Origin of the sequence: Pseudomonas sp. B8(2017), from assembly GCF_002113575.1 — a bacterium.
Lineage (GTDB): Bacteria > Pseudomonadota > Gammaproteobacteria > Pseudomonadales > Pseudomonadaceae > Aquipseudomonas > Aquipseudomonas putida_Z.
In genome coordinates this window covers 128214-141802 of sequence record NZ_NEIO01000013.1, presented here as the reverse complement: position 1 = coordinate 141802, position 13589 = coordinate 128214, and the positions used below count along the sequence as shown (strand labels likewise).

The following is a 13589-nucleotide window of genomic DNA, read 5'->3' as shown; positions in this document are numbered from 1 at the left end:
TGTGTCGCGAAATGAGGGCGAAGCCCTCACCTGCGGATTCACAGCCACACACAATCCCAATGTGGATAATCACCAGCCCGCCGCACCAGGCCAGCCCGAATGGGATTGGCGATGATGTAGCGGGCAGCGGCCTTTACATCCTCCTCCTTGCGCAGCGCCCGGTCGTAAAAGCCGGGTTGCCAGATGTGCTGTCGCTCGGCACCTGTACGGTAGAGCGCGCAACTGCTTCTCGACTTGAAGGCACACATGACTTTACCCAGGCTGGTCGGGCCGAGCTCGATCAGCCAATGCAAATGGTCCGGCATCAAGACCCAGGCTAGCGAACGGCAACTCCCCTCTCGATCACTCAGCCGCAATTGCTGAATGGCCGAACGCGCAAACCAGAGGTTCTCGAATAAGGGGAGGCGATGGCGTGTGATGGTGGTTAGCAGGTAGAGCCGGCCTGGCTCTGAAAAGCGCCCTTGGCGCAAGCGATGGTTGCCGTGACGATCCATGTCGACTTCCTTTGAACATTGCATTCACAGGATAGGCGTGGCGATCAAAGGCATCGCCGGTGGATCATTACCGAGTATGACGCGGTGAGGGCTGCGCCCTCAGTTCGCGACACAAGGCCGCTCCTACAACAGCTCGCGCTGCACTGCCATGTGGTTGCGCGGCCCCTGTAGGAGCGGCCTTGTGTCGCGATGGGCCGCAAAGCGGCCCCCGAGGATCACGACGACAGGTACGAAGACCGGGTCAGCCCAAGGCGCAACGCATCCAGGTACTGAGTCCGCTCCCGCGCAGTGATCTTGGCGCTGGCCACCTTGTCACGGTAGTGCGTCATCAACTCCTCCGGCGACAGGTGCACATAGCGCAGCATGTCTTCGATGGTGTCGTGGGTCTCGATACCGGCGTGGTACACGCTACCGTCAGCATTCTGGTAGATGTTCACCGAGTCGGTGTCACCGAACAGGTTGTGCATGTCACCGAGGATTTCCTGGTAGGCACCGACCAGGAACACACCCAGCAGGTAGTCCTCGCCCTCCTTCACCGCATGCACCGGCATGCTGGTCTCGATACTCTGCTCGTCGACGTACTGGTTGATCTTGCCGTCGGAGTCGCAGGTCAGGTCCTGCAGCACGGCACGGCGCATCGGCTCTTCGTCCAGGCGGTGCAGCGGGATGATCGGCAGTACCTGGCCGATGGCCCAGGTGTCCGGCAGGCTCTGGAACACCGAGAAGTTGCAGATGTACTTGTCGGCCAGCTTGTCGTTCAGCTCGTCCAGCACCTGGCGGTGCGAGCGCTGGCGGGCTTTCAGCGAGTTGTGCAGGCGGCGGCACACGGCAAAGTAGCACTGCTCGGCCAGGGCCTTCTCGGCCAGGCTGATCTTGCCATCGGCATACTGCGCAGCCACGTCACCCATGTAGTGGGTGGCGCGCCAGTAGGTCTCGGTCACCATCTCGATGTCGGTCGGGCCGAGCAGGTCGACCAGCCACTGCACCGTCTCGGGCAGGGCTTCCTTGTTCTCGATGGTCGGCACGTCGTCGTTGTGCTTCTCGACGTCGGTCACCTGGATCACCAGCATGGCGTGGTGCGCGGTCAGCGAACGGCCGCTCTCGGAGAAGATGTGCGGGTGCGGCAAGCCCTGCGCGTCGCAGAACTCCTTGAGCATGCCCACCACCACGCCGGCATAGTCGTCCATGTCGTAGTTGATCGAGCTGGCATTGCGCGAGTGGGTACCGTCGTAGTCCACGCCCAAACCACCGCCAACGTCGATATGGTCGACTGGCAGGCCCAGCGCACGCAGCTCACCGTAGTAACGGATGGCTTCCTTGAAGCCGTGCTGGTAGTCGGCCAGGTTGGCGATCTGCGAACCCATGTGGAAGTGCAGCAGGCGGATACCCTGGTCCAGGCCGGCATCGCGGAAGCGCTGTACCACCGAGATCAGCTGGGCGGCGGACAAGCCGAACTTGGACTTCTCGCCACCGGTGTCGGCCCACTTGCTCGAGGCCAGCGACGACAGGCGCACGCGCAGGCCGACCTGCGGCTTGACCTTGAGCTCGGCAGCCTCATCGATCACCAGGGCCACTTCCGACTCTTTCTCGATGACGATGAACACATTGTGGCCGAGCTTCTGGCCCATCAGCGCCAGGCGGATGAACTCGCGGTCCTTGTAGCCGTTGCAGACGATGGTGCCGCCCTTCGGCGCCAACGCCAGCACTGCCAGCAGCTCGGGCTTGGAGCCGGCTTCCAGGCCAATGGAGACGTTCTGCGTGGCGATGATGTTTTCCACCACCGCTTCCTGCTGGTTGACCTTGATCGGGTACAGCGCGGTGTACTTGCTCTGGTATTCCAGGCGCGCGATGTTGGCATCGAAGGCGCCGGTCAGCTGGCGTACGCGGTCCTGCAGAATGTCGGGGAAGCGCACCAGCAATGGCAGCGACAGGCCGCTCTGGCGCAATTCGTCGACCTGTTCGAACAGGTCGATCGGTGCGCTTTTGGGGCCGTTGGGGCGTACTTCGACGCGCCCGGCCTCATTGATGGCGAAATAACCAGCGCCCCAATGGCGGATACCATAAACACTGCGGCTGTCGGCCACGGTCCATTGGCTACCATCGTCTTTGCGTGTGCGTCGTACGGACATTCAAGTCCCCTATAGATAAGTCGAAGACACTGCCCCGCAAGGAGGCGGGCGCAGTGTAAAAGCCAAAAATGACGATTCGTCCGTGCCCTGGGGTAGACCCTGGTCACGGCAACGAGTTTAGAAAGCACTGGGCAAAAAATCGCGTGGCCGCATCAGCCGCCGGACTTTTTCGCCTTGAAGCCCTGCTTGGTCAGCTCACCGATCAGCAGTTCGACATGGTCGCCCTGGATTTCGATGACCCCATCCTTCAGAGCGCCACCGGTACCGCAGCGGCGCTTGAGGGTAGAGGCCAGCTCCTTGAGCTGATCGAGCGGCAGCGGCACGCCGGTGACGGTGGTCACGGTCTTGCCGCCGCGGCCCTTGCTTTCGCGGCGCACACGGGCAATGCCATCGCCTTCGGGGATGACCTGCTGCTTGCAGGTGCAGGCATCCACCGGCTGGCTACAGTCGGGGCAGTGCCGACCGGTGTCGGTGGAGTAAACGAGACCGCCAAGGGCGGCGAAGGAAGAAGCTTTCTTGGCCACTTTTGTTCCTCTGTGCTGAGGACAAAAACTGGTCGACGGGAGCCGACCGCGAAGCCCCACTCTGGCAGGGGCGGCGCTACCACCGCAAGACCTGCGGCAGCCCGAAAAGGGCGCGCAGTGTAACGATAAATCCGGCTGTTGCTAAGTACTGGAATGCGGCATTTTGCGAATGTTTTGCGACTATTCGCGGGCACGCCCGCTCCCACAGGTACGGCGCCGCTCTAGAACACTGCACTGTCCCTGTGGGAGCGGGCGTGCCCGCGAAAGGGCCGGCACTGCCAAAACAACTATCCCAGGCTGGCTTTATAGCGCTGCAACGCCGCCAACGAGTCCGGGCAATACGGCTTGGTCAGGCTTTCTTGCTCAGCCTGCTCCAGGCCAATGAAGCGCGCCTCGATCACCTCTTCCGGCTGTAACCGCAACGGCGCATCCGACACCGCCGAATACACCGCACACCACAAGTGGTTATCCGGCTGGTCAAAGTAGAACCGCTCATGAAAACGCAGCTCCACACCGTCGATCCCCAGCTCCTCGGCCAGCTCCCGCGCCGCCGAATCGGCATACGCCTCCCCGGCCGTCACCATTCCGCCTGCCGCCACATCCCAGTACCCCGGGTACAGCGCCTTGCTCAGGGTGCGCCGGTGCACGCACAGCTCACCGGCACTGTTGAACAGCAGAATGAACGTGCAACGCCCGATCAGGCCGCGCTCGCGCAGTTCGGCGCGGGGCAAGGCCCCCAGCACCTGGTCGGCTTCGTCCACCCAGGTGACCAGTTCTCGGTCGGAAGCCGCCCGGTGGGCGGCCTCGTTCGGGCTGATCGCCATCATCAACCCTGCGACAGCAGCTGACGCAGGTCGATGACCGCCGCGTTGGCCCGGGAAATGTAGTTGGCCATGACCAGCGAGTGGTTGGCCCACATGCCGAAGCCGCTGCCGTTGAGCACCATCGGGCTCCACAGGGCTTCCTGCGAGGCTTCCAGCTCACGGATGATCTGACGCACGCTGACCGTGGCGTTCTTCTTCGCCAGCACGTCGGCAAAGTCCACCTCGATGGCGCGCAGCAGGTGCGACAGCGCCCAGGCCTGGCCACGGGCTTCGTAGAACACGTTGTCGATCTGCAGCCATGGGGTTTCTACCAGCTCCTCGTCCACCTGCGGCGCCTGGCCGGCGACCAGCGACTCGGTCTTCAGCGTGGTATTGAGCTTGACCCGGCCAACGCTGGCCGACAGGCGCTGCGACAGCGAGCCCAGGCGGGTGGCCACATCACCCAGCCAGTTGTTCAGGTTGTCGGCACGGGTGTAGAAGATCGCGCCCTTGTCGCCGGCAGCCAGACGGGTCTGGTAGCGGGTCAGCGACTTGATGCCCTCTTCGAACTCCGACTCGCTCGATGGCAGGATCCAGCTCTTGTTGTCGAAGTTGAAACGCGGCTCGGCCTTGGCCAGGTCGGCGTCTTCGGTCGACTGCGACTGCGAACGGGCGAAGTCCTTGCGCAGGGCACGGGACAGGTCGCGCACCTGGACCAGCACGCCATATTCCCAGCTCGGCATGTTGTCCATCCACAGCCCTGGCGGGAAGCGGTCGTTGGAAATGTAGCCACCGGGCTTGTTCAGCAAGGTGCCGGCCACGGTCTTGAGGGTTTCGATAGTGGTGTAGCCCACCACCATCTGCTGGCCGGTACGCTCGGCTGCGGCCTGAGCGTTCTGCTGCACCGGGAACAGCTCCGGCTCTTGGCTCCAGTACCAGCCCAGGCCGATACACACCAGCAGGTACAACCCGATCAGGGTCCCCAGGGCACGGCTCCAGAGGCCGCCAAGGTAGCTACGGGCGGCGGCGCCACGGCCGTCGACACGCTCGCGGGGCTCGGCTTTGGCCTCGCGGTTTTTCCAGTCCAGCATGGCTTTGTCCTTAATCAGTCACGACGGTTCAGGGGCTTGGACCACAGGCCTGCGCCAGGGTGCCACGGCAAGCCCGCGTGGCAGCACTATAAAGCAGACACCGCCTTACGCATAAGCGACCAATCGGTCAGCAACTGAATATTCGTTCTGGCCGCTTTGTTGATGCAGCGCACTCACGCGCCTGAAAAGAACTGCTAGCATAGAGCCATCATTGCCCCTGCACACCCCAACCTACAAGTAGCCAGGACATGAGCCAAGCAGCCGAGCCGAGCCCGCTGTGCCCCGCCCAACAGCTGACGCGTAGCGGCCTGCGCAAGGACGACCCGCTCGACCAGGTGCTGCTGCCGCCCCTGCGCAAGCCGGTGTACATCCTGCTGCAGGACCACGAACGTGCCCAGCGCCTGGCCCAGCAACTGGAATTCTTTGGCCTGGTGGCGCAGGCGCTGGCCAGTGCCGCGGCGTTTCTGGCCTCGATCGGCGAATACCCGCCTTCGGCCATCATCATGGATGTCGACTTCAACGGTGCTGGCCAAGGCCTGCTGCTGGCTGCCCAGGTGCAGCAGGGGCTGGCCCGGCATATACCGCTGCTGTTCTTCAGCCACCACGAAACCGACACCCCGACCCGCCTGGCCGCCGTGCGCGCCGGTGGCCAGGACTTCCTCACCGGCACCCTGGAAGCCTCCAGCCTGCTGGAAAAGGTCGAACTGCTGACCAATGCCACCCAGCATGACCCATTGCGCGTGCTGATCATCGACGACTCGCGCACCCAGGCGCTGTACACCGAGCGCGTGCTGGCCAGTGCCGGCATGATCACCCGCAGCCTGACCGACCCGATCCGCACCATGGCCGAGCTGGCCGACTTCCAGCCCGACCTGATCATCCTCGACCTGTACATGCCGGCCTGCACCGGCCCTGAGCTGGCCAAGGTGATCCGCCACAGCGACCGTTATGTGAGCGTGCCGATCATCTACCTGTCTGCCGAGGACGACCTGGACAAGCAGCTGGATGCCATGAGCGAAGGCGGTGATGACTTCCTGACCAAACCGTTTCGCTCACGCCACCTGATCACCACCGTGCGCAACCGCGCCGCCCGCGCCCGGCACCTGAAGGCGCGCATGGTGCGCGACAGCCTGACCGGGTTGTACAACCACACCCACATCCTGCAACTGCTGGAAGACTGCAGCTTCCGCGCCCGTCGCGAGCAGCAGCCGTTGAGCTTTGCCATGCTCGACATCGACCACTTCAAGAAGATCAACGACCGCCACGGCCACCCCATGGGCGACCGAGTGATCAAGAGCCTGGCGCTGTTTCTCAAGCAGCGCTTGCGCAAGACCGATTTCATTGGCCGTTACGGTGGTGAAGAGTTCGCCATTGTCATGCCCAATACCGCGCTGGACGCGGCGCACAAGGTGCTGGACGAAATCCGCCGGCGCTTTGCCGAGATTCTCTACCCGGCGCAGCCGCGGGACTTGCAGTGCACCTTCAGTGCCGGGGTGGTGCAAATGGATGAGGGGTTGGATGCGCTGACCATGGCCAGTGCGGCGGACGAGGCGCTGTATCGGGCCAAGCATGCCGGGCGTAATTGCGTGGTGCGTGTAGAGCCCTGAATTCTTCATCGCCTGTTCCGGCCTCTTCGCGGGCTTGCCCGCTCCCACAGGGATTACGCTGCATTCAGGTCTGGTAGATATCCTGTGGGAGCGGGCGAGCCCGCGAAGAGGCCAGTACAGGCAATACAGATACAGGCACTGTGCCACTTTTTTTATGGCGCCAACCCCCTGTCGTCATCACCCCGTCACAAAATCGCAATAACTTCAGCCACCGACCTCTCCCCTCCCCGCAGGAAGCTCGCGGCTATGCGCCTGAAGTGGCTGACCAATTTCAACACCCTGTTGCTGGTAACCGTGTGTATCGCCCTGGGCGCCACCCTTTGGTGGTCGCAGCGGGCGCTTGAGCGCCCCTACCAGTTGATGGAGCGCTACCTGGGCCTGTCCCAGCAGTTCCAGAACCAGGCGGCCCGCAACATCCAGGCGTACCTGGGCAGCGGCGATGCCCTGCGCCACGCCGCGGCGATGGAGGCCAACCAGCAACTGCAGGCCGCGCTGGCCGAATGGCCCAGCGAACTGGCCGACAAACTGCGCCCCAGCCTGGACAGCCTGCAGGCCTTTACCGCCGATGAGCTGCTGGCCGCCGGCAAGCTGGCCGGCGACCCGCAAGCCCTGCTGCTGCAGGCCGAGCGGGAACTGGGCGCCAACTTCGAACAACTGGCCGGCTACGCCCGCGACAGCGGCAGCGCCGACGCCAACCGCTACCTGGTGCCACTGCTCGACGCCACCGTACACCTCGGTCGCCTGTCGCTGGCCCGGGACAAGCTGGTCAGCAGCGGCCGCCCGGAGCTGGCCGACGAAGTGGAGCGCGAGCTGCAACTGATCCGTGCCCAGGCCCAGGCGATTGACGCCTTGCCCTTGCTGGGCGTAACCCGTAGCGCCGAATCCGGTGCCGACGACTTCGCCGCGATGATGGGCCTGGAAACCCAGGCCAGCGCCCAGCAGGAAGACATTGCCGTCGGCCTCAAGCGCGAACTGCAGAGCCTGCTCGGCCGTTACCCGGCCGAACTGCAGCGCACCCGAGAACAGATCGAGCGCCGTGTCGCCCTGGCAGCCAGCACCGGCCAACGCCTGGAGGCCGTGCAGCTGGCCATTGCAGCACTGGAGCCCGAGGTACGCGCCCAGCATGGGAAAATTGCCGGCGAAGTGCGCATCATCCAGGGCCTGATGATCGGCCTGATCCTGCTTATCGCCCTGCTGATCGACACCTTGCAACGCCGCCTGGCGCGCACCCTGACCGGACTGGCCCCGGCCCTGTCGCGCTGGGCCGAGGGTGACTTCGCCGAGGCCATCGCCCTGGGCAGGACCAACCGCGAACTGCGCGACATCCAGGAATCGCTCAACCGCCTGCGCCAGTACCTGGTGGAACTGGTCGGCACCATCCGCCACAACGCCGAGCAGGTAGCTGGCAGCAGCCACGCCCTGGCCGGCATGAGCGCCGCCCTGCATGACGGCGCCGAACGCCAGGCCGGCGACACCGGGCAGATCCGCGATGCCTTGGGTGAGCTGGAAGCGACCATCCAGCAAGTGGCCGGCGACGCCAGTGCCGCAGCCGACGCCAGCCGCGATGCCGGGCGTGCAGTTGAGCAGGGCCAGGCGGTGATCGGCCAGAGCCTGTCGGGCTTGCGTGAGTTGGTCGACGAGGTGCAGGGCAACGCCCGCATGATCGAGCAACTGGCGGAGGAGTCGGCCACCATCGGTGGCGTGCTGACGGTAATCCGCTCGATTGCCGAGCAGACCAACCTGCTGGCGCTGAATGCCGCGATCGAAGCGGCCCGCGCCGGTGAGATGGGCCGTGGTTTCGCCGTGGTAGCCGATGAGGTGCGTTCGCTGGCACAGCGCACCACCGGTGCGACCGGCGAGATTCAGGCACTGATCGACCGCTTGCAGCAGGCAGCCAGAAGTTCGGTGGCCGGGATGCGTGCGCAGCTTGAGCATGCCGAGGCCACGGCCAACCAGGCCCAGGCGGCGGATGGGGCGCTGGACGAGATTGTCTGTGCCATTCGCACCATTTCGGACACTGCGGTGCGGATTGCCGATGTCACGGCGCAGCAGAGTGGTGCCGTGAGCGAGATTCGCGACCACAGCGAGCGGATTCATGAGCTGGGTGAGGACAACCTGCAGCGGATTGGCGAGGGGCGCGAGCAAGGCGAGCAGCTGCTGAGCCTGGGTGGTGAACTGAACCGGGCGGTGCGGGCCTTCAGAGTTTAAGCTGGCCTGTGCTGGCCTCTTCGCGGGTAAACCCGCTCCCACCTCGACCGCATGAACCTCAAGCCATCCGCTATCCCTGTGGGAGCGGGTTTACCCGCGAAGAGGCCGGCACAGGCAGCACATGAGCCAGCGGCCATGTGTCGCCCCCGCCACCAGCATGGCCCCAACCTGCACCAACTCCGCTATCATGCCCAGCACGTTCCACCTCGCGAGTCCGCCATGCGCCGCCTGTTTTTCCTGCTGTTCCTGCTGCTGGCCAGCCCTGCCTTCGCCACAGGCCTGCTCGACAACCGCCCCAGCGCCACCCTCGGCGCAGCTTCGCTGGCCAACAACGCCGACTTCCTGCCGGTACACGAGGCCTTCAAGCTCAGTCTGGTCCAGGCCGATGCGCAAACCATCAAACTGCGCTTCGTCGCTACCGACGGCTACTACCTCTATCGCCACCGATTCCAGTTCCGCACCGAACCGGCCGACATTGCCCTGGGCACACCAAACATCCCCAAGGGCGAGGCCAAGCACGATGAGTTCTTCGGCGATGTCGAGGTATACCACGGCGTCCTGGATATCGAGCTGCCGCGCAACGACCCGCGTGCCTTCACCCTGCTGGTGGGCTACCAGGGCTGCGCCGACAAAGGCCTGTGCTACCCCCCGGAAACCGCACGCCTGAGCATTGATGGCGAAGGCGGCGCAAGCACCCCGGCCAGCGCTGAACACGCCTGGACCTGGAAGTCGCTGCTGCTGTTCTTCCTCGCCGGGGTGGGCCTGACGTTCACCCCCTGCGTGCTGCCGATGCTGCCGATCCTCTCCGGCGTGGTGCTGCGTGGCCAGGCCGGCGGCCTGCGCGGGCTGGCGCTGTCGCTGGCCTACGTGCTGCCGATGGCAGCCAGCTTCGCGGTACTCGGCGCCCTGATGGGGTTGTTCGGCGCCGGCCTGAACCTGCAGGCGCGCCTGCAGTCGGCCTGGGTGCTGGTGCCCTTCGCGCTGTTCTTCGTGGTGTTCGCCCTGGCCATGTTCGGCCTGTTCGAACTGAAACTGCCGCAAGCCCTGAGCAACCGCCTGAACAATGTCGCCAGCCACACCCGGGGCGGCTCGCTGCTGGGCGCGGCAATACTGGGCGTACTCTCCAGCCTGCTGGTTTCGCCCTGTGTGTCGGCGCCGCTGGCCGGTGCGTTGCTGTACATCAGCGCCAGCGGCGATGCCCTGGGCGGCGCACTCAAGCTGTTCGCCCTGGGCCTGGGCATGGGCGCACCATTGCTACTGGTGGCTACCGGTGGCGCGGCGTGGCTACCGAAAAGCGGCCCTTGGCTGAACACGGTGAAGAACGCCATCGGCGTCCTGCTGCTGGGCTTGGCCATCGGCTTGCTCAGCCGTGTGCTGCCAGGCCCGCTGACCTTGCTGCTGGTCGGTTTCCTCGCCGCTGGCGTGGCGCTGTTCCTCGGTGCCCTCGAATTTGTCGTCAAGACCGCGCGCCAGCGCCTGGCCCAACTGCTCGGCCTGGCCTTGCTGGTGTACGCCCTGGCCTGCTGGTACGGCGCCCTCAGCGGCCACGGCGACCCACTGCGCCCGCTGCCGCCGGCAACCCTTGTGGCCACCGGCAACGGGCCGGCGGTGCAGGCGGATAGCTGGCAGACCATCACTACCCCCGCCGCACTGGACGCAGCCCTGGCCCAGGCCAAGGCGGCCGGCCAGCCGGTACTGCTGGACTGGTACGCCGACTGGTGCATCAGCTGCAAGGTGATCGAGCGCGAGGTGCTCACCGCCCCGCAGGTGCAAGCGCAACTGGCTGGCTTCAAGCTGCTGCGTTTCGACATCACCGAAAGCAATGCCGAACAACGCAGCCTGCTCGACCGCTACCAGCTGTTCGGCCCTCCCGCCCTGTTGTTCTTTGCCGCGAACGGTAGCGAAATAACCGCTGATCGGGTCATTGGCGAGATAGATGCCGGTGAATTCGCGCAAATTCTGACACGCGTGCGCGGCAAAGTCGGTCTATAACTTCCCGCGAGCTGTGAAAAATCCTGAAATCAGTGACCGAATTTAATTATTTGGTCACATACTTCGCGCGAACCTCGGACATCGTGCTGGCTATTGCCGGGAACTGGACACTTGCCGTCGCTTTACGGCACACTCGCCGCGCTGTGTCGAATTGCCCTACAAATCCAAGGAATCCGCAGATGGCAACGCTACTGGTGCTCCACGGCCCCAACCTCAACCTGCTCGGTACCCGCGAGCCTGGCCACTACGGCGCCGTGACCCTGGCCCAGATCAACCAGGACCTGGAGCAACGTGCCCGCGCCGCAGGCCACCATCTGCAGTACCTGCAGAGCAACGCCGAATACGAACTGATCGACCGCATTCACGCCGCACGCAACGAGGGTGTGGACTTCATCCTGATCAATCCGGCTGCTTTCACCCACACAAGCGTCGCATTACGTGACGCATTGCTTGCGGTGAGCATCCCATTCATCGAAGTGCACTTGTCCAACGTGCACAAACGCGAACCGTTCCGCCACCACTCCTACTTTTCCGATGTTGCCGTAGGGGTGATTTGCGGCCTGGGCGCCAGCGGTTATCGCCTGGCCCTGGAGTCCGCGCTGGAACAACTGGCTGCCAACGCACAGCCCAAATGATGAAAACCCTGGCCTCAGTGGGCCAGGGTTCGAGAGAAACGTTTCAGATACGTTTTTTTGTATTTCGCCCCCTGACCGAACCTTTGGGAGTTGATGATTAATGGATATCCGTAAAGTCAAGAAACTGATCGAGCTGCTGGAAGAGTCTGGCATCGACGAACTGGAGATCAAGGAAGGCGAAGAGTCGGTCCGTATCAGCCGTCACAGCAAGACCCCAGCTGCCCAGCAGTACTTCGCACCGGCTCCGGTAGCCGCTGCCCCTGTTGCTGCCCCGGTCGCCGCTGCCGCTCCGGCCGCTGAAGCCGCTGCCGCTGCCCCGGCCCTGAAAGGCACCGTGATCCGCTCGCCGATGGTAGGTACCTTCTACCGCAAGCCTTCGCCGACCTCGCCGAACTTCGCTGAAGTTGGCCAGAGCGTGAAGAAAGGCGACACCCTGTGCATCGTCGAAGCCATGAAGATGATGAACCACATCGAAGCCGATGTTGGCGGTGTCATCGACGCCATCCTGGTAGAAGACGGCCAGCCGGTTGAGTTCGACCAGCCGCTGTTCACCGTCGTTTGAATCGCGGAGAGCCAACGATGTCTGGGAAGCTCGAAAAAGTCCTGATCGCCAACCGCGGGGAAATTGCCCTGCGGATCCTGCGTGCCTGCAAAGAGCTGGGCATCAAGACCGTCGCCGTGCACTCCACTGCCGACCGTGAACTGATGCACCTGGGCCTGGCAGACGAGTCGGTCTGCATCGGCCCTGCATCGTCCAAGGATTCCTACCTGCATATCCCGGCGATCATCGCTGCCGCCGAAGTGACCGGCGCCACCGCGATCCACCCGGGCTACGGCTTCCTGGCGGAAAACGCCGACTTCGCCGAGCAGGTGGAAAAATCCGGTTTCGCCTTCATCGGCCCGAAAGCCGACACCATTCGCCTGATGGGCGACAAGGTTTCGGCCAAGGACGCGATGATCAAGTCGGGCGTACCGACCGTGCCGGGCTCCGATGGCCCGCTGCCGGAAGATGAAGAAGTCGCCCTGGCGATTGCCCGTGACGTCGGCTACCCGGTGATCATCAAGGCCGCCGGTGGCGGTGGTGGTCGCGGCATGCGCGTGGTGCACAAGGAAGAGGACCTGATTTCCTCGGCCAAGCTCACCCGTACCGAAGCCGGTGCAGCCTTCGGCAACCCGATGGTCTACCTGGAGAAGTTCCTGACCAACCCACGTCACGTGGAAGTACAGGTACTGTCCGACGGCCAGGGCAACGCCATCCACCTGGGCGACCGTGACTGCTCGCTGCAGCGCCGTCACCAGAAGGTACTGGAAGAAGCGCCAGCCCCAGGCATCGACGAGAAAGCCCGTCAGGAAGTGTTCAAGCGCTGCGTCGATGCGTGCATCGAGATCGGCTACCGTGGTGCGGGTACTTTCGAGTTCCTGTACGAGAACGGCCGCTTCTACTTCATCGAGATGAACACCCGCGTGCAGGTTGAGCACCCGGTGTCGGAGATGGTGACCGGTATCGACATCGTCAAGGAGATGCTGAGCATCGCCGCTGGCAACAAGCTGTCGTTCCGCCAGGAAGACGTGGTCATCCGTGGCCATGCGCTGGAATGCCGTATCAACGCCGAAGACCCGAAGAAGTTCATCCCGAGCCCAGGCAAGGTGAAGCACTTCCACGCCCCGGGCGGCAACGGCGTGCGTGTGGATTCGCACCTGTACAGCGGTTACTCGGTTCCGCCGAACTACGACTCGCTGATCGGCAAGCTGATCACCTACGGCAAGGACCGCGACGAAGCCATGGCGCGCATGCGCAATGCCCTGGACGAGATCGTCGTCGACGGCATCAAGACCAACATCCCGCTGCACCGCGACCTGGTGCGTGATGAAGGTTTCTGCAAAGGCGGCGTCAACATTCACTACCTCGAGCACAAACTGGCTAGCCAGGAGTGATCGCGTAGTGTGATGTACCGAAACCCCGGACTTGTGCCGGGGTTTTTTATTGCCTGTCAGGGCCTCATCGCCGGCAAGCCAGCTCCCACAGGGATTGCACACGGCTTGAGGTCTATGCGGTCGAGGTGGGAGCTGGCTTGCCGGCGATTGGGCTGCAAAGCAGCCCCCGGG

Annotated in this window: 11 protein-coding genes; 6 read left to right on the top strand and 5 right to left on the bottom strand. The window is 63.9% G+C overall.

Annotated elements, in window-relative coordinates; genetic code table 11:
- Positions 1-38: 38 nt before the first annotated feature.
- The 5 genes from CAG22_RS18775 to CAG22_RS18755 all read right to left on the bottom strand — a co-directional run bounded on the left by CAG22_RS18775 (position 39) and on the right by CAG22_RS18755 (position 5041).
- Complete coding sequence (locus tag CAG22_RS18775; RefSeq protein WP_085705929.1) at positions 39-494, bottom strand: transposase; 456 nt, start codon at positions 492-494, stop codon at positions 39-41.
- Between the two features lie 215 nt (positions 495-709).
- Complete coding sequence (gene speA, locus CAG22_RS18770; RefSeq protein WP_013970716.1) at positions 710-2623, bottom strand: arginine decarboxylase; 1914 nt, start codon at positions 2621-2623, stop codon at positions 710-712.
- A gap of 152 nt (positions 2624-2775) precedes the next feature.
- Positions 2776-3147, bottom strand: a complete 372-nt coding sequence (locus CAG22_RS18765; RefSeq protein WP_003257057.1) for a translation initiation factor Sui1 — start codon at positions 3145-3147, stop codon at positions 2776-2778.
- A 287-nt stretch (positions 3148-3434) separates the two neighbouring features.
- Entirely contained in the window at positions 3435-3971 is a 537-nt protein-coding gene (locus tag CAG22_RS18760) for an NUDIX hydrolase (RefSeq protein ID WP_025337566.1), read from the bottom strand.
- A gap of 2 nt (positions 3972-3973) precedes the next feature.
- A complete protein-coding gene (locus CAG22_RS18755) occupies positions 3974-5041 on the bottom strand; it encodes a DUF2333 family protein (protein ID WP_013970713.1) in 1068 nt (355 codons plus the stop codon).
- Between the two features lie 248 nt (positions 5042-5289).
- Here CAG22_RS18755 and CAG22_RS18750 point away from each other — a divergent pair, with 248 nt between their 5' ends.
- The 6 genes from CAG22_RS18750 to accC all read left to right on the top strand — a co-directional run bounded on the left by CAG22_RS18750 (position 5290) and on the right by accC (position 13418).
- Entirely contained in the window at positions 5290-6648 is a 1359-nt protein-coding gene (locus CAG22_RS18750) for a diguanylate cyclase (protein ID WP_085705928.1), read from the top strand.
- A 246-nt stretch (positions 6649-6894) separates the two neighbouring features.
- A complete protein-coding gene (locus CAG22_RS18745; RefSeq protein ID WP_085705927.1) occupies positions 6895-8856 on the top strand; it encodes a methyl-accepting chemotaxis protein in 1962 nt (653 codons plus the stop codon).
- A 219-nt stretch (positions 8857-9075) separates the two neighbouring features.
- Complete coding sequence (locus CAG22_RS18740; RefSeq protein ID WP_085705940.1) at positions 9076-10848, top strand: protein-disulfide reductase DsbD; 1773 nt, start codon at positions 9076-9078, stop codon at positions 10846-10848.
- 179 nt (positions 10849-11027) lie between these two features.
- Positions 11028-11483: a type II 3-dehydroquinate dehydratase gene (gene aroQ, locus CAG22_RS18735; RefSeq protein WP_003255330.1), complete on the top strand. Its 456-nt coding sequence runs from the start codon at positions 11028-11030 to the stop codon at positions 11481-11483.
- 100 nt (positions 11484-11583) lie between these two features.
- Entirely contained in the window at positions 11584-12045 is a 462-nt protein-coding gene (gene accB, locus CAG22_RS18730; RefSeq protein ID WP_075044486.1) for an acetyl-CoA carboxylase biotin carboxyl carrier protein, read from the top strand.
- A gap of 17 nt (positions 12046-12062) precedes the next feature.
- Complete coding sequence (gene accC / locus CAG22_RS18725; protein WP_003257054.1) at positions 12063-13418, top strand: acetyl-CoA carboxylase biotin carboxylase subunit; 1356 nt, start codon at positions 12063-12065, stop codon at positions 13416-13418.
- Positions 13419-13589: the final 171 nt, after the last annotated feature.